The organism is Halochromatium roseum (assembly GCF_016653315.1).
In the GTDB taxonomy this organism is placed as follows: Bacteria; Pseudomonadota; Gammaproteobacteria; order Chromatiales; family Chromatiaceae; genus Lamprobacter; species Lamprobacter roseus.
This window is the reverse complement of record NZ_NHSH01000054.1, coordinates 16644-31901: the sequence shown is the minus strand read 5'-3', so window position 1 is coordinate 31901 and position 15258 is coordinate 16644. Positions and strand designations below refer to the sequence as shown.

Sequence of the window (15258 nt, the reverse complement as noted above, 5' to 3'; positions counted from 1 at the left end):
TGAAGCGCGTTGGGGGTACCGAATCGATCGCAGTAACCCAAGCTGCATCAGACCGCAATCGGCGCTCGGATCAGCGGATGCGGGTCGTAGCCCTCGATGTGGAAGTCGTCAAGCCGATAGTCGAACAGGCTCGACGGTCTGCGAAGCATGCGCAGGCGCGGCAAGGGGCGGGGCTCACGGCGCAGCTGCTCATAGACGATCTCGTCGGTTAGATGGTTCTGGTAGAGGTGCAGATCGCCGAATGTATGCACCAATTCGCCGGCGGCCAAGTCCGCTTGCTGCGCTATCATCTGCGTCAACAGCGCATAACTCGCAATGTTAAAGGGCACCCCCAGGAATAGGTCGGCACTGCGTTGATAGAGCTGGCAGGACAAGGCCCCATCCTGCACATAAAACTGGAACAGGCAGTGACAGGGCGCGAGCGCCATGCGCCCCGCGGCCGCATTCTGCCGCGGCGAGCAGTTTGATGCCGGAAGATCGGCTGGGTTCCAGGCCGTCACCAGCAACCGACGTGAGTCGGGTTCCCGTTTGATCGCCTCCAACACTTGGCTGATCTGATCGATCGAGCCTCCGTCGGGCGTCGGCCAACTGCGCCACTGGGCCCCATAGATGGGGCCGAGCGCACCATCATCAGCCGCCCATTCGTCCCAGATCCTGACGCCCTGTGCATTCAGGTCGCGATTATTGGTGGAGCCGGAGAGAAACCAGAGCAACTCGGCAATGACGCTCTTGAGATGAATCCGTTTGGTGGTCACCAGCGGAAAGCCGGCGTCGAGATCGAAGCGGATCTGGCGTCCGAACACGGAGCGCGTACCCACTCCGGTGCGATCGGATCGATCGCGACCGTTGTCGACCACATCGCGGAGCAGTTCGAGATACTGTTGCATGAGCAAAGCCGTGGCTGAGACAAGTCAAGCAGCGCCGGGCCGAGCGACTGACTGCAGCGCCGCCCGCCAACCTGGGCTATTTCTGTGCCGGTTTCAGCAGGATCGATTTGCCCTGCATGGCCTCAGGCTGTGGCAGCCCCATGAGTTGCAGCACGGTTGGGGCTACGTCCTCAATGCCGGCACCAATCCGCAGCCGCCAAGCAACCTCATCGATGACCAAACAAGGCACCGGATAGACGGTATGGCGAGTGTGTGGCTCACCGGTCAGGGGATCGACCATCTCATCGCAGTTGCCGTGATCAGCGGTCAGCAGCACCGAATAGCCCTCAGCGGCGGCGCTCTCGATCACGCGTCCGACCTCGCGATCAAGGGTCTCAACCGCCTGGATGACGGCCGATCTCACCGCGGTATGCCCGACCATATCGCCATTGGCAAAATTCACCACAATGAACGCATAGGCGCGACTCTCAAGGGCCGCGATCACCGCATCCGCCACCTCGGCGGCCGACATCTCGGGCTGAAGGTCATAGGTCGCGACCTGGGGCGAGGGGATCAAACAACGCGCTTCGCCGGGAAACGGATCACTGCGACCGCCGTTGAAGAAGAAGGTCACATGCGCATACTTCTCGGTCTCTGCGCAGTGGAACTGCGGCAGCTCGGCATCACTCAGGATCTCGCCCAGCACCACCGGAGGCATCTCGTGGCTGAAGGCCGTCGGCAGCCCGTACCAGGGGTCATACTCCATCATGCAGGTCAGATCAGCAGCCTTGAAGTCACCCCGATCGAACTGATCGAAATCGCGGTTGTAGAGCGCCGAGACGATCTGTCGCGGGCGATCCTTGCGGAAGTTGAAGAAGATCACCGGGTCGCCGTCCTGGATCAGCTCAGCATCCGTGATCAGCGTCGGGCGGATGAACTCATCGTCCTCATCGGCCGCATAGGCCTGCTCGATGGCAGCGCGCGCGGAATCCGCTCGACGCCCCTGACCATGCACCAGCGCATCAAAGGCCAGCTTGGTGCGATCCCAACGCTTGTCGCGGTCCATCGCGTAATAGCGCCCAGACAGGCTGCCAATCAGACCGCCGGCTGCCGCGAGGGCCTCGTCGAGCGCCGCCAGATAGCTCAGCGCTGAGCGCGGCGCGGTATCGCGGCCGTCGGTGATCATGTGCACCACCGGACGCGCACCCTGGTACTTGCTGAGCTTGATCAACGCATTGAGATGCCGAACATGGCTATGCACGCCGCCATCGGACACCAGCCCCATCAGATGCAACGGACGGCCAAGCTCAACCGCGCGCCGCGCCGCAGCCTGCAACACCTTGTTGTCGAAGAAGCTCCGATCGGCGATCGCATCGTCGATCAGGACCAGATCCTGGCGCACGGTGCAGCCCGAGCCGAGCGTCATGTGTCCGACTTCGGAGTTCCCCATCTGGCCCTCGGGAAGACCGACGGCGCGCGCTGAGGCCTGCAAAACGGTGTGCGCGTTGCTCGCGAACAGCCGATCGAGATTCGGCGTCTGCGCGAGAACGACGGCATTGTTTGCTTTGCTCGGATTGGTGCCGAAACCATCGAGGATGATCAGGACCACCGGGCGCCGCGGTAGCTCGAAACTCTGTCCCATTGTCTCTCCGTGAATCAGGTCAAATCGGCCCCGATGTCAATCTGGGGTGTAAGGAAATCGTCGTTCGACAGGGACAAGCCAAAGCCCGCCAACCAAGAGCAGAGCGCAGCCAATCGTGCTTGAACTGTCGGATCGCAACAACGAAACCGCCTCCGGGTTTATCATGGGCCAATGTCGGGCTCGACGAGCGTCAACGTCTCGCCGGCGACGACATCGAACACAACCAAACTGAGCGGCCATTGTAACGCGGTAGGCGCGTTGCTACGAACGAACCAACGACTACCTGGCCAACGCTGACCAAGGAGCCGTGATCCGTTATCGACGCTCAGTTTCCGACTCACAGCGTCTGGAGGAGACATGCCCGATCGAATCATCGCTTTCGTTATGGCCGGTGGACAAGGCTCGCGCCTGCAACCGCTGACCGCTGCCCGCTCAAAGCCATCGGTGCCCTTCGGCTCGCGCTACCGCATCGTCGACTTCGTGCTCAGCAACCTGATCAATTCGCAGATCCGGACCATCTACCTGCTGGTGCAGTACAAGTCGCAGTCGCTGATCGAGCATGTGCGCAAGGCCTGGACCATCTCACCCTTGCTGAAGGACCAGTTCGTCACCGTCGTGCCGCCGCAGATGCTGCTTGGTGAATCCTGGTTTCAGGGCACCGCAGACGCGGTCAACCAAAACATTAATCTGATCGAAGAACATGGCCCCGACCTGGTCGCGGTGTTCGGTGCCGACCATATCTACCGGATGGACATCTCGCAGATGGTCGCTTTCCACAAGGAGCGCGAGGCCGATGTCACCATCTCCGCGCTGCCGGTACCCCTCGAGGATGCAAAGAGCTTCGGCGTCATTGCCGCCGACACCGAGGGGCGGGTCGAAGCCTTTCAGGAGAAACCGGCCAACCCCTCGCCGATGCCGGACGATCCTAACAAGGCCTATGCATCGATGGGCAACTACATCTTCAGTACCGAGGTGCTGATCCGAGCGCTGCAAGACGCGCAGCAGGCCGGCGAGACCGATTTTGGCCAGCATGTGCTGCCACGGCTGCTCGCCAGCAAGCATCGGTTGTTTGCTTACGACTTCGCGACCAACGAGATCCCTGGCATCAATGCCTATGAAGATCGCGTCTACTGGCGCGACGTCGGCAGCATCGATGCCTATTTCAATGCGCACAAGGATGTGCTCGGTGCTGAGCCGGTCTTCGATGCCTTCAACCCAGACTGGCCGATCTACTCGAGCAACTACCAGGGGCCGGTCGCACGTGTACTGGGCGGGCAGATCGAGAACACCCTGCTCGGCGCCGCGACCATGATCCACGACAACACCCGGATCAGGAACTCCATCATTCGGCGCGAGGCGGTGATCGACGAGGGAGCAGAACTTGAGGACTGCATCATCATGGACTATGTCCATGTCGGCAAAGGCGCCCGCCTGAAGAAGGTGATCGTGGATCGACACAATGCCATCGAGCCCGGTGCGGTCATTGGTTACGACCGTGAGACGGATTCCAAGCGCTACAAGGTGTCTTCCGGCGGTGTCACCGTGGTCCCAGCCGGCCACTCGAACACCTTTGCGCGCGCCGTCATCGGACGACAGGGTCGAGGTTACTCGGAATAGCAGCCAAAAAAAGGGGGAACACTGGTCGCCCAGCATTCCCCTTTAGCCTGATAAACCAGCCCCAGCAGCGTCGATGACCAGACGCTCTAGGGCTGGCTAGAATACGAAGACCGTCGCAAAAACGGACTTTCTCGGGTCAGCGCGTTGTCCGAGACCGCCTCTGGTGGCTACCTGGGCCTCAGCCGACTGACTGAACCTCAGCCCCTCAGTCGACACTGGCAGGAACAGCCCGCCGTGCGCCAGCGCTGTTGTCGTTCTCGTCGTCCTCTGTGATCTGGGCCAACTCGTCCTGATAGGCCTGGTTAACCCGATCGCGAAGCTCTTTACCTGGTTTGAAGTGCGGCACATGCTTTCCCGACAGCGCAACCGCATCACCCGTCTTCGGATTGCGCCCCACCCGGGGTGGGCGAAAATGGAGCGAAAAACTGCCAAACCCGCGAATCTCGATTCGCTCACCCGAAGCGAGCGCACCACTCATCTGCTCCAGGATACAGCGGACAGCGAGCTCGACGTCCTTGTAGGCGAGGTGACTTTGCTCCCTCGCAAGAATATCGATGAGCTCGGATTTCATCATAACGGATAGCCTGCACTAGCGATGCAAGCCCGGCACCCTGCGCCGGGCGTGTAATCACAAGGATTGACGTCTGCTGAAAACGCAGCCAAATCAGTCCTTCGCGGCCTCTTCCATCTGCTGCTTGAGGATGTCACCGAGCGTTGCGGTGCCGGCCTGCGCCTCGCGCGCGTAGCCCTTGATTGCCGCTTGCTCATCGGCCATGTCCTTGGCCTTGATCGACAGCGAGATGCTGCGGTTCTTGCGATCGACGCCAAGGAACTTGGCCTCAACCTCTTCACCGACCTTCAGGACCGCACGCGCATCCTCGACCCGATCGCGCGAGATCTCCGAGGCACGCAGATAGCCCTCGACGCCATCGCCGAGGTCGATATTGGCGCCCTTGGCGTCCACCTCGGTAATGGTTCCGGTGACGATGCTGCCCTTCTCATGCACAGCGACGAAGCTCGAGAACGGGTCTTTATCCAGCTGCTTGATGCCAAGCGAGATGCGCTCGCGCTCCGGATCGACCGAGAGCACCACGGTCTCGACCTCATCGCCTTTCTTGAAGCTGCGCAGCGCGTCCTCGCCAGACTCATCCCAAGAGATGTCGGAGAGATGCACGAGGCCATCGATGCCGCCATCCAGGCCGATAAAGATACCGAAATCGGTGATCGACTTGATCTGGCCAGCGACGTGGTCGCCCTTCTTATGGATGGCCGAGAACTCGTCCCAGGGGTTGGACTGACACTGCTTCACACCAAGCGAGATGCGGCGACGTTCCTCGTCGATATCCAACACCATGACCTCGACATCATCGCCCATGTTGACGATCTTGCTCGGGTGCACGTTCTTGTTGGTCCAGTCCATCTCGGAGACGTGAACCAGACCCTCAACGCCCTCTTCGATCTCGACGAAGCAACCGTAATCGGCAATGTTGGTGACCTTACCGAAGACACGGGTACCCTCGGGATAGCGGCGCGAGATATTGACCCAAGGATCTTCACCCATCTGCTTCAGCCCGAGCGAGACGCGCTGACGCTCGCGGTCGAACTTGAGCACCTTAACCATGACCTCTTGGCCGATCTCGACCACCTCAGACGGGTGTTTGACCCGGCGCCAGGCCATATCGGTGATGTGCAGCAGGCCATCGATACCGCCCAGATCCAAGAAGGCGCCATAGTCGGTGAGGTTCTTGACCACGCCGTTGAGCTCCAGCCCCTCTTCCAGCTTCTCGAGCAGCTGCTCGCGCTCGGCGCTGTATTCTTCCTCGACCACCGCGCGGCGAGAGACGACGACATTATTGCGACGCCGATCGAGCTTGATGACCTTGAACTCGAGGTCCTTGCCTTCGAGATAGGTGGTATCACGCACCGGACGGATATCGACCAGCGATCCCGGCAAGAACGCGCGCACGCTCCCGAGTTCGACAGTAAAGCCACCCTTGACCTTGCCGTTGATCTGGCCGGTCACCGTCTCGCCATCGTCAAATGCGCGTTCGAGCTTGTCCCAAGCGGCGAAGCGCTTGGCCTTCTCGCGCGAGAGTCGGGTCGCGCCAAAGCCGTCTTCGACCGCGTCCAGCGCGACCTCGACGTCATCGCCGACGGCGACTTCCAGCTGGCCCTCGGGGCTGAGGAACTGGTTACGCGGAATGATCCCTTCCGACTTGAGGCCGGCATTCACGATGACAGAGTCAGAGGTGATGGCGACGACTTGGCCGGTAACGATGGTGCCCGGCTGAAGCTGAGTATTAGAGAGGCTCTCTTCGAAGAGCTCGGCGAAGCTTTCGGTCATGCTGTGAATGTTCCTGGCGTCCCACGCCATCTCCTGAGGTTGAGCCGCAGCCGCATCAACGGGCTGCAAGCAGCAGGAGGGTTGAGTTAAAACAAAACGACCGCGGCGGTTGCCGATCGGTCGAGGTCATCAAACATGGATCAGAGGTAGCCCTATCGCGCGTTAGCGCGGGGCCAGTTCCAAACCGACATCTTGTCAAAGGCCAGCTGAGTCAAGCGCAGCCTCAGCCAGGTCACGGACCTGTGTGAACACCTCATCGATCGATTTCGAGGTCGAATCGACGACAATGCCTGCGCTCGGAACCTGAAGCGGACTCTCGGATCGCTCACGGTCACGCTGGTCGCGCGCACGAAGCGCTTGGACAAGATCGCGGAGGTTAGCATCCATCCCCTTGTCCTTCAACTGTTTATATCGACGCTGAGCGCGTTCCTCCGGGCTTGCATCCAGGTAGATCTTGAGCAGCGCATCAGGGAAAACCCTGGAACCCATATCTCGGCCATCGGCGACCAAGCCCGGCGCCGCGGCGGCATCCCGCTGCCAGCCGAGCAGCGCCGCACGAACGTCAGCATGCACGGCCACCCGCGAGGCATCGGCCCCGGCTTCGGCGGTGCGGATCGCTTCCGAGACATCCTCGCCGTTCAAACGCACCCGCTCGCCCTCGAGCCGCACTCGGACCTGCGCAGCCAAACGGCCCAGCTCAGGCCCGGCGTCGAGATCGACATTCCATCGACGGGCCGCCAAGGCCAGTGTGCGATAGAGCGCACCGCTATCCAACAGGTGCCAGCCAAGATGCGCAGCGAGCAGACCAGCGATGGTGCCCTTGCCGGTCCCCGACGGCCCATCGATGGTGATGACCGGCGCGGCACCAGCGTCAGACGCATCGGCAAAAGGTGTCGATTGCTTCATGCCCTCTCCTCGGCGTGTTCTTTGGCATGTTCCTCGGCGTGCTTCTCAGCGCGTCGCTCGGTAATCTGCAGGCCAACGCCCGCAGCTAGGCCGGCAAATCCCGGGAACGAGGTCTCAACATTGGCACAGTCGTCGATCTGGATCGGGGCTATCGCCCGCAACGCGCTGATCGCAAAAGCCATCGCGATCCGATGATCACCATGGCCGGCAACTCGACCACCCCCGAGCAGCCCAGCGGCGCCAATACCGCGGATCAGTATCCCATCCGGGCGCGGCTCGGCCTCAACCCCCAAGGCGCTCAAGCCGCCGGCCATGACCTGAATACGATCACTCTCTTTCACCCGCAGTTCGGCCGCGCCAGTCAATAAGGTCTCGCCATCGGCGCAGGCGGCGGCGATGAACAGCGCCGGGAATTCATCGATCGCCAACGGCACTTGTTCCTCCGGGATCGCGATGCCATGCAGTGCTGCTGCGCGCACTCGCAGATCCGCAACTGGCTCACCACCCAGCTCACGCGGCCGCTCGATGGCGATGTCGGCACCCATCTGGCGCAGGATATTCACCACGCCGATCCGCGTCGGATTCATGCCGACCTCAGTCAAGGTGAGATCTGAGCCCGGGGCAATGCTGGCACCGACCAGAAAAAAGGCCGCTGATGAGATATCAGCGGGAATCCTGATCGGCGTCGCGATCAGGCGTCCGCCGCCGCTTAAACAGACGCGATTGCCCTGGCGTCGAACCGGATAGCCGAAGGCAGCGAGCATGCGCTCGGTATGATCACGGGTCGGCGCTGGCTCGGTGACACAGGTCTCGCCCTGCGCATAGAGCCCGGCCAAGAGCAGACTCGATTTGACCTGGGCGCTCGCGACTGGCAGCGCATAGTCGATGCCGACCAGCGCCTCAGCCGGCAGCAGGCGCAGCGGTGAGCGTCCTTCAGGCGTTGCCTCGATCCGCGCACCCATCTGTGTCAGCGGATCGATCACCCGCCCCATCGGCCGCCGCGACAGGGACGCATCGCCGATCAGTGTGCTGGCAAAGCGTTGGCCTGCAAGCAGCCCTGAGAGCAGGCGCATCGAGGTGCCGGAATTGCCAAGATCGAGCGCCTGTTGTGGCGCTTGCAAGCCTTGTAGCCCAACCCCGCTGACTCGCAGCCGGCCAGCGATTGGTCCATCGGCCTCAACCCCCATGGCACGAAACGCGGCTAGGGTTGCCAGACTGTCGGCACCTTCGAGAAAGCCCTCGATCTCAGTCTCCCCCTCAGCCAAGGCGGCGAGCATCACCGCGCGATGAGAGATCGACTTATCACCTGGGACGCGCAGCTCACCGCGCAAGGCGCCACCGGGCGCAAGCTCGAAGCTCAGAGAATGGGCAGACGCAGTCATAGACCTCTCGGTGGATAACGGCTAGATAATGGGTGGACAACGGGCAATCAGAACACGCAGGATGAAGGCCACAGACCAGAAAAAGTCGCGACCATAACCGCGTAGAATGCGGCGCTCATCAGGTTCGGGTCAAGGCGCTGAGGCCGCTCCAGCTCGCGTCCCCCTCGCAGGGCGCTGTTGAGTCACAGGGTTCAACAGGTGAGTGCGGGGGCTTGAAGACGTGCCGACCGAACCCTTCCCGATCGGGCCGATGGCCCTAATGACCTTTTCATCGCTTTGATTCGAAAGAATTTAATCTGAGCCATCTGATCTATCCGAGCAAGTTGAGAAACCTGAGCAACCTGCACCATCTGCGGTTTAGCGGGTCACCACTGACCCCGTCACTTCCTTAACAGCGAGCCATCCATGCAAGAACGATTCGTCGATATCGCCATCATCGGCGCCGGAACCTCCGGGCTCAATGCGATGAGCCAGGCGCGCAAGGCCGGCAAAAGCTTCGTGCTCATCAACGGCGGCGAGCCCGGCACCACCTGCGCCCGGGTCGGCTGCATGCCCTCTAAGGCGATGATCCAGGTCGCCGAGGACTACCACCGGCGCACCCATCTCGGGCGCTACGGCATCGACGGCCATGAAGGGCTCAGCCTCGATCTACCCGAGGCCCTCGAGCATGTACAGGATATCCGCGACACCTTCGTCGACCGGGTGCTTGGCAGCAGCACGGACGATCTGCCAGAGGACATGTTCCTGCAGGATTACGCCCGCTTCCTCGAACCGACCCTGCTCGCGGTCGGCGAGCAACGCATCCGCGCCGGCGCCGTGATCATCGCCACCGGCTCCAGGCCGCTGGTGCCGGAGCCCTGGCGCGCCTTTGGCGACAAGCTGCTGACTACCGACAGCCTGTTCGAGCTGGAGGATCTGCCACGCTCGATCGCCGTCATCGGCCTCGGCACCATCGGCCTCGAGCTCGGCCAGAGCCTGCATCGGCTCGGTATCCAGGTGGAGGGCTTCGATCAGCTCGAGACCATCGCTGGCCTGCGCGATCCCGAGGTCGCCAAGACCGCCATCCAGGTCATCGGCAAGGAATTCCCGCTCCACCTCGGGCAGCCGGCACAGATCAGCGAGGACGGCGAACAGCTACGCATCCAAGCCGGGGATCATCAGATCAGCGTCGACGCCGTCCTGTGCAGCATCGGTCGAGTGCCCAATCTGGAGGGGCTCGGGCTCGAAAACCTTGGTGTGGAGCTCGATGCCCGCGGCCTACCGCCGTTCGATCGCCACAGCATGCAAGTCGGCGGGCTGCCGATGTTCATCGCCGGTGACGTCACCGCCGAGCGCCCAGTGCTGCACGAGGCCGGCGACGAGGGCCGCATCGCCGGCTTCAATGCCGTGCGCATCACCAGCCAAGCCGCTGGCGAACCCCAACAGCCGCTCCGCTTCCGTCGCCGCACGCCGCTGTACATCAACTTCTGTGACCCGAATATCTGCGCCATCGGCGAGCGCTTCGACGCGCTTGATCCTGACCAGATCGCGATCGGCGAGATCAAGATGGCCCCGGTCGGCCGCGCCCTGATCATGGGCAACAACCGCGGCCTGATCCGGGTCTATGCCGACAAGACCAACGGCCGCCTGCTCGGCGCCGAGCTAATCGCACCGCGTGGCGAAAATCTGGCCCATCTGCTCAGCTGGAGCATTCAACAAGGAATGACGGTCGAACAGATGCTGCGCATGCCGTTCTACCATCCAGTGATCGAAGAGGCGCTGCAGGCCGCACTCAACGACCTGAATCGCAAGCTCGAGGTCGAGCGCGATGGTCCGCTGACCGAGCTGGCGCTGCTGTCATAAAAAACCCTAACCGTCTCTATCAAACCGTTAAATCCAGCCGTTAGATCCAACTGTTTGACCGCCCAGCCTGGGGATACCCGAATGACGGATCTCAGCACGCTCTACGACACCGACTACAGCCAATGGGCGCAGCGTAACGCCGATCTGCTCCGCGCGGGACGCTTTGAAGAACTCGACATCACGCATCTGCTCGAGGAACTCAGCGACATGAGCAAGAGTGATCGGCGCGAACTTCACAGCCGCCTGCTGGTACTCCTTGCTCATCTGCTGAAATGGGAGTTCCAATATCACACCCTGGCGGAACGCTGGCGTGAATTCGATGGACGTAGTTGGCGTACGACCATCATTGAGCAGCGCGAACAATTGGCTGATCTCTTCAGCCAATCGCCGGGGCTCAAGACCGTCATCGAAGACAGCATCGCCACGGCCTACCCAGCGGCCGTGCGTCTCGCTTACAAGGAGACGCGCTTACCGCGCAAGACGTTTCCTGAATCATGTCCCTATAGCCGCGAACAGATCTTTGATGACGAGTTTTATCCCGAGCGCGCCTAACGCTCATAGCGCGGCGTCATCCTGGAACATGCATCGCGAGAGATTCAGGTTAACGCCCATCGAGACAGGAGGGAATATCCCATGCAGCGACAGTATCTCACTCAAAATCCGAGTCAAATTCGCAAGCCTGCGCTCGGGATCGCACTCTGGCTGCTCGCCCTGATCCCGGCACTCGGCTGCAGCCAACCCACAGGCCCCGTCGACCCAACTGCCGATGTGCCCGAAGCCGAAGGCTGGCGCATGGAAACCATTGTTGAGGGGCTGCGCCATCCCTGGAGCATCGCCTGGCTGCCTGATGGCTCCGCGCTGGTTACCGAACGACCCGGCCGGCTGCGTCTGATCCACAACGCGACGGCGGGAGCGGACGCTGATGACACTGCCAATACCACAGCAGACAGCAAAACAAGCGGCCAGGCCGCAAGCCAGCCCCTCCGCACAGCCAAGCTCGACCCGACTCCCATCCGCGGCACGCCCGAGGTCTGCGCCTGCGGCCAAGGCGGGCTGCTGGACATCAGCCTGCACCCTGACTTCGCCGACAACCAACTGGTCTACCTAACCTTCGCCGAAGGCACCGAAGAGGCCAACCGCACCGCGCTGGCGCGCGGCCGGCTCGATCTCGAGAACAAGCGCCTGCGGGACCTCGAGATCCTCTTCGGCAACGCCGACAGCAAATCCGGCGGCCAGCACTTCGGCTCGCGGTTGCAGTGGCTGCCCGATGGCACCCTGCTGATGAGCATCGGCGATGGTGGCAATCCACCAACCGCGTTCGACGGCGAGAACATCCGCAACCAGGCGCAGAACCCCGGTACCCATTTCGGCTCGCTGCTGCGCCTGAATGCCGACGGCTCAGCGCCCGCCGATAACCCCTTCGTCGACCAGCCAGGCGCGAAGCCAGAACTCTACAGCATCGGCCATCGCAATATTCAAGGCCTGACCCGCGACCCCAACAGCGGTCGCATCTGGGCCAACGAGCATGGCTCACGCGGCGGCGATGAGATCAACCTGATCGATCCCGGCAACAACTATGGCTGGCCCGAGGTTACCTACAGCATGGAATACTGGGGACCGCGCGTCTCAGACAAGACCCAAGCCCCGGGCGTCACCCAGCCCCTCGTCGTCTGGACTCCGTCAATCGCCCCCAGCGGCATGGCCTTCTACACCGGCGGCGACTTTCCTGACTGGCAAGGCGATCTGATCAGCGGCGCGCTCAGGTTCCAACAACTGCGCCGCACCAAACTCGACGGCACCCGCGTGGTCAGCGAAGACAAGCTCAGCATCGGCCAGCGCGTGCGCGATGTCCGCCAAGGTCCAGACGGCGGCCTCTACATCCTCACCGACGAGCCTGATGGCGCCCTCATCCGTATCGTGCCAGAGGCTGAGTGATGCTGGCGTATCGACTCAGCGTCGGCCCGACGGGCGTGGCTTCAAGCCGCGCCCCGCGAGCCGCGGCGAACCCACTGCCCGCGGCTTCGCCGAACCGCGTGCACCTGAGCCTTTGTCTGAACCGGTGCTCAAACCGCTGCGACCCGCCACCGGCGGCCCAAGCTCGGCCAAGGCCATGAGTTCATCCAACTCTTCACCAACCACCTCACGCCACTGCCCTGGCGTTGGCCGCGCACCCAGGATCACATTGCCATAGCGCACCCGCTTGAGCCGGCTCACGCTGCAGCCAACCGCCTCCCAGAGCCGGCGGACCTCGCGATTGCGCCCCTCGACGATCAGCACATGGAACCATTGATGGCTCTCTGAGCCGCCCGACGGCACGATCTCCTCGAAGCGGGCTGGGCCATCCTCGAGCTCAACGCCGTTGACCAACTGCGCCAACAAGTCGTCGGAAACAGAACCACGCACCCGCACCGCGTACTCGCGCTCCAGTGCGCGCGACGGATGCATCAGCCGATTCGCCAGCTCACCATGATTCGTCACCAACAGCAGCCCAGCGGTGTTCAGATCGAGTCGACCGACGGCGATCCAGCGACCATCGCGAATCCCCGGCAAGCGGCGAAAGATGGTAGGGCGACCCTCGGGATCTTTGCGCGTCACCACCTCGCCCTCGGGCTTGTGATAGGCAAGCACCCGCACGCTATGGCGCTTTGCGGCTCGGCGCCGCACCTCCTGACCATCGACTCGGATACGGTCGCTCGGCATGACCCGATCGCCGAGCTTCGCAAGTTCACCATTCACCCGCACTCGGCCCTCGCGAATCCAACCTTCGATCTCGCGCCGAGAGCCGAGGCCGGCCTCGGCCAGTGTTTTCTGCAGCCGGACCGGCTCCTGTGGCTCCAGTGGTGTTCCGCGTCGATCAGCGTCCTTCATCCTCGCCATCTCCAGTACGTTCGTTGGTGTCAGCAAACGGCGCAGCTGGCCGAGTGCTTGGCGCAGGCTCGCGAGTGGTCTCGGTCTCAGGATTACTCACCGCAAGGACCAAGTGCGGACGACCTATTGACTTCCTCACCAAGGGCTGCGGTGTAGCCAAGCTATCATCGACCGCGTCCTCTGCCGATGCCCTGGACGTTGACGCTACGGCAGATCCGGGACGAGCGCCATCCGTCGCCTCGGCCAAGGCCTGCTCGAAAAAGCTGGCATCGCGGATCTCGGCGAGTGGTGGCAGCTCATTCAGTGAGCGCAGGCCGAAGTAATCCAGAAAACGGCGCGTCGTCGCATAGAGTGCGGGACGACCCGGGACATCGCGATGCCCAACCACCCGCACCCATTCGCGCTCGCTGAGGGTCTTGATGATCGGCGTGCTCACCGCAACGCCACGGATCTGCTCGATCTCGCCACGCGTGATTGGCTGCCGATAGGCGATCAGGGCCAGGGTCTCGAGCAGGGCGCGCGAATAACGCGATGGCTTTTCTTGCCAGAGCTGACCGACCCAGGGCGCCACCGATGCGCGCACCTGAACCCGCCAGCCACCCGCGACCTCGACCAGCTCGATGCCATGCCCCTCGAAATCCTCGCGCAGCGCCTCGAAGGTTGCCAGCACCTGGTCACGGGATGGACGCTCGCGGTCGTCGAACAGGCCTTGAATACGCTCTACCTGGAGCGCCTCCCCAGAGGCCAGCAAGGCCGCTTCCACCACCTGTTTGAGTTCAGGCACCAGCAGCGACAGGGCATGCTGCCGCGGCGCGCTGTCTTCGGTGCTGTCTGCGGCGCTGCCTTCAGCAAGCTCATCGTCGCCGCCTTGGTCTCGCCTCCTATCGCTCATGCCGCATCCATCCCGCGCCGGCGCAGGCGAATCGGCGCGAACGGCTCGACCTGGATCAGCTCGAGCGTCGCCGCTTTCAAGAGCTCGAGTACTGCAAGGAAGCTGACGACCACGCCAGCGCGGCCCTCGGTCACATCGAAGAGATCGGTAAAAGGCACCAGCTCCGCACCGCTGATCCGCTCCAACACCGCCGACATCCGTTCACGCAATGACAGCGACTCGCGTTCGATCTGATGGTTCGTAAACAGGTCAGCCCTGGCCAAGACGCCCCGCAAAGCGGCGAGTAGCTCATCCAGCTCGACGGTTGGCGGGGTGCGCCGAATATGGCCCGGCGGCACCCGAGCCTGCACCAGAAAACAATCGCGCTCCAGCCTCGGCAATGCATCAAGATCCTGCGCTGCGCGCTTGAACTGCTCGTATTCGGCCAACCGTCGGACCAGCTCAGCACGCGGGTCTTCGTCATCTTCAGCGTCTTCGTCGGCCCGCGGCAGCAGCATCCGCGACTTGATCTCACACAGCATCGCGGCCATCACCAAATACTCGGCGGCCAGCTCAAGCCGCACCTCCTTCATCAGCTCCACGTACTCCATGTACTGATTGGTGATGTCGATGATGGGAATATCGAGGATGTCGAGATTCTGCCGTCGGATCAGATAGAGCAGCAGGTCCAGCGGCCCCTCGAAGGTATCGAGAAAGACCTCGAGCGCATCCGGCGGGATGTAGAGATCTTCCGGCAGCTTCAGCAACGGCTCGCCGTGCACCAGCGCGAAACGGCCCTTTCCGATCGGCGCCAAGGTCTCTGCACCGGGACTCGCCGGCGCGTCTGCCGTCGCCGCCTCGGTCTCGTCGGCCTCGGATCTTGGGTTCTGCATGGCCTTGCTCAGCCGCCGTGACCCGCA

At 62.4% G+C, this 15258-nt stretch carries 13 protein-coding genes; 4 read left to right on the top strand and 9 right to left on the bottom strand.

What is annotated here, in order from left to right; all coding sequences use genetic code 11:
• Positions 1-47 precede the first annotated feature (47 nt).
• Positions 48-887: a thymidylate synthase gene (locus tag CCR96_RS10825; protein WP_201220146.1), complete on the bottom strand. Its 840-nt coding sequence runs from the start codon at positions 885-887 to the stop codon at positions 48-50.
• Between the two features lie 76 nt (positions 888-963).
• On the bottom strand, positions 964-2508 hold the full coding sequence (gene gpmI / locus CCR96_RS10820; RefSeq protein WP_201220145.1) for a 2,3-bisphosphoglycerate-independent phosphoglycerate mutase: 1545 nt from the start codon (positions 2506-2508) through the stop codon (positions 964-966).
• 357 nt (positions 2509-2865) lie between these two features.
• On the opposite strand from gpmI, the gene CCR96_RS10815 reads away from it, so the two are divergent.
• Positions 2866-4125 (top strand): glucose-1-phosphate adenylyltransferase, encoded by a 1260-nt coding sequence (locus CCR96_RS10815; protein WP_201220144.1) that lies wholly within the window; start codon positions 2866-2868, stop codon positions 4123-4125.
• Between the two features lie 205 nt (positions 4126-4330).
• On the opposite strand, the gene ihfB is transcribed toward CCR96_RS10815, so the two are convergent.
• From ihfB to aroA, 4 genes are all read right to left on the bottom strand, one after another.
• Complete coding sequence (gene ihfB / locus CCR96_RS10810) at positions 4331-4699, bottom strand: integration host factor subunit beta (RefSeq protein ID WP_201220143.1); 369 nt, start codon at positions 4697-4699, stop codon at positions 4331-4333.
• A 90-nt stretch (positions 4700-4789) separates the two neighbouring features.
• A complete protein-coding gene (gene rpsA, locus CCR96_RS10805; protein ID WP_201220142.1) occupies positions 4790-6499 on the bottom strand; it encodes a 30S ribosomal protein S1 in 1710 nt (569 codons plus the stop codon).
• A gap of 165 nt (positions 6500-6664) precedes the next feature.
• Positions 6665-7375, bottom strand: a complete 711-nt coding sequence (gene cmk / locus CCR96_RS10800; RefSeq protein ID WP_201220141.1) for a (d)CMP kinase — start codon at positions 7373-7375, stop codon at positions 6665-6667.
• Entirely contained in the window at positions 7372-8757 is a 1386-nt protein-coding gene (gene aroA, locus CCR96_RS10795; protein WP_201220140.1) for a 3-phosphoshikimate 1-carboxyvinyltransferase, read from the bottom strand. The genes cmk and aroA overlap by 4 nt, the downstream gene beginning before the upstream one ends.
• A gap of 405 nt (positions 8758-9162) precedes the next feature.
• Here aroA and CCR96_RS10790 point away from each other — a divergent pair, with 405 nt between their 5' ends.
• From CCR96_RS10790 to CCR96_RS10780, 3 genes are all read left to right on the top strand, one after another.
• Positions 9163-10599: a dihydrolipoyl dehydrogenase gene (locus CCR96_RS10790; protein ID WP_201220139.1), complete on the top strand. Its 1437-nt coding sequence runs from the start codon at positions 9163-9165 to the stop codon at positions 10597-10599.
• An 81-nt stretch (positions 10600-10680) separates the two neighbouring features.
• Positions 10681-11151 (top strand): DUF29 domain-containing protein, encoded by a 471-nt coding sequence (locus tag CCR96_RS10785; RefSeq protein ID WP_201220138.1) that lies wholly within the window; start codon positions 10681-10683, stop codon positions 11149-11151.
• An 81-nt stretch (positions 11152-11232) separates the two neighbouring features.
• Positions 11233-12534, top strand: coding sequence for a PQQ-dependent sugar dehydrogenase (locus CCR96_RS10780; protein WP_201220137.1), 1302 nt, complete (start codon positions 11233-11235; stop codon positions 12532-12534).
• Positions 12535-12549: 15 nt separating this feature from the next.
• On the opposite strand, the gene rluB is transcribed toward CCR96_RS10780, so the two are convergent.
• From rluB to CCR96_RS10765, 3 genes are read right to left on the bottom strand one after another with little or no spacing between them, the layout of a single operon-like run.
• The gene (gene rluB, locus CCR96_RS10775; RefSeq protein WP_201220136.1) at positions 12550-13467 is read right to left on the bottom strand and encodes a 23S rRNA pseudouridine(2605) synthase RluB; all 918 of its coding nucleotides are present in this window, start codon (positions 13465-13467) and stop codon (positions 12550-12552) included.
• Positions 13454-14359 (bottom strand): SMC-Scp complex subunit ScpB, encoded by a 906-nt coding sequence (gene scpB, locus CCR96_RS25545; protein WP_201220135.1) that lies wholly within the window; start codon positions 14357-14359, stop codon positions 13454-13456. The genes rluB and scpB overlap by 14 nt, the downstream gene beginning before the upstream one ends.
• Positions 14356-15231, bottom strand: a complete 876-nt coding sequence (locus CCR96_RS10765; RefSeq protein WP_201220134.1) for a segregation and condensation protein A — start codon at positions 15229-15231, stop codon at positions 14356-14358. The genes scpB and CCR96_RS10765 overlap by 4 nt, the downstream gene beginning before the upstream one ends.
• Between the last annotated feature and the right edge of the window lie 27 nt (positions 15232-15258).

Excerpts from the sequence above, each read along its gene's own strand:
- ihfB (WP_201220143.1), bottom strand. The coding sequence starts at position 4,699 with ATGATGAAATCCGAGCTCATCGATATTCTTGCGAGGGAGCAAAGTCAC.
- CCR96_RS10825 (WP_201220146.1), bottom strand. The coding sequence starts at position 887 with ATGCAACAGTATCTCGAACTGCTCCGCGATGTGGTCGACAACGGTCGC.
- CCR96_RS10790 (WP_201220139.1), top strand. The coding sequence starts at position 9,163 with ATGCAAGAACGATTCGTCGATATCGCCATCATCGGCGCCGGAACCTCC.
- cmk (WP_201220141.1), bottom strand. The coding sequence starts at position 7,375 with ATGAAGCAATCGACACCTTTTGCCGATGCGTCTGACGCTGGTGCCGCG.
- rluB (WP_201220136.1), bottom strand. The coding sequence starts at position 13,467 with ATGAAGGACGCTGATCGACGCGGAACACCACTGGAGCCACAGGAGCCG.
- CCR96_RS10780 (WP_201220137.1), top strand. The coding sequence starts at position 11,233 with ATGCAGCGACAGTATCTCACTCAAAATCCGAGTCAAATTCGCAAGCCT.
- scpB (WP_201220135.1), bottom strand. The coding sequence starts at position 14,359 with ATGAGCGATAGGAGGCGAGACCAAGGCGGCGACGATGAGCTTGCTGAA.
- CCR96_RS10815 (WP_201220144.1), top strand. The coding sequence starts at position 2,866 with ATGCCCGATCGAATCATCGCTTTCGTTATGGCCGGTGGACAAGGCTCG.
- gpmI (WP_201220145.1), bottom strand. The coding sequence starts at position 2,508 with ATGGGACAGAGTTTCGAGCTACCGCGGCGCCCGGTGGTCCTGATCATC.
- CCR96_RS10785 (WP_201220138.1), top strand. The coding sequence starts at position 10,681 with ATGACGGATCTCAGCACGCTCTACGACACCGACTACAGCCAATGGGCG.
- rpsA (WP_201220142.1), bottom strand. The coding sequence starts at position 6,499 with ATGGCGTGGGACGCCAGGAACATTCACAGCATGACCGAAAGCTTCGCC.
- aroA (WP_201220140.1), bottom strand. The coding sequence starts at position 8,757 with ATGACTGCGTCTGCCCATTCTCTGAGCTTCGAGCTTGCGCCCGGTGGC.
- CCR96_RS10765 (WP_201220134.1), bottom strand. The coding sequence starts at position 15,231 with ATGCAGAACCCAAGATCCGAGGCCGACGAGACCGAGGCGGCGACGGCA.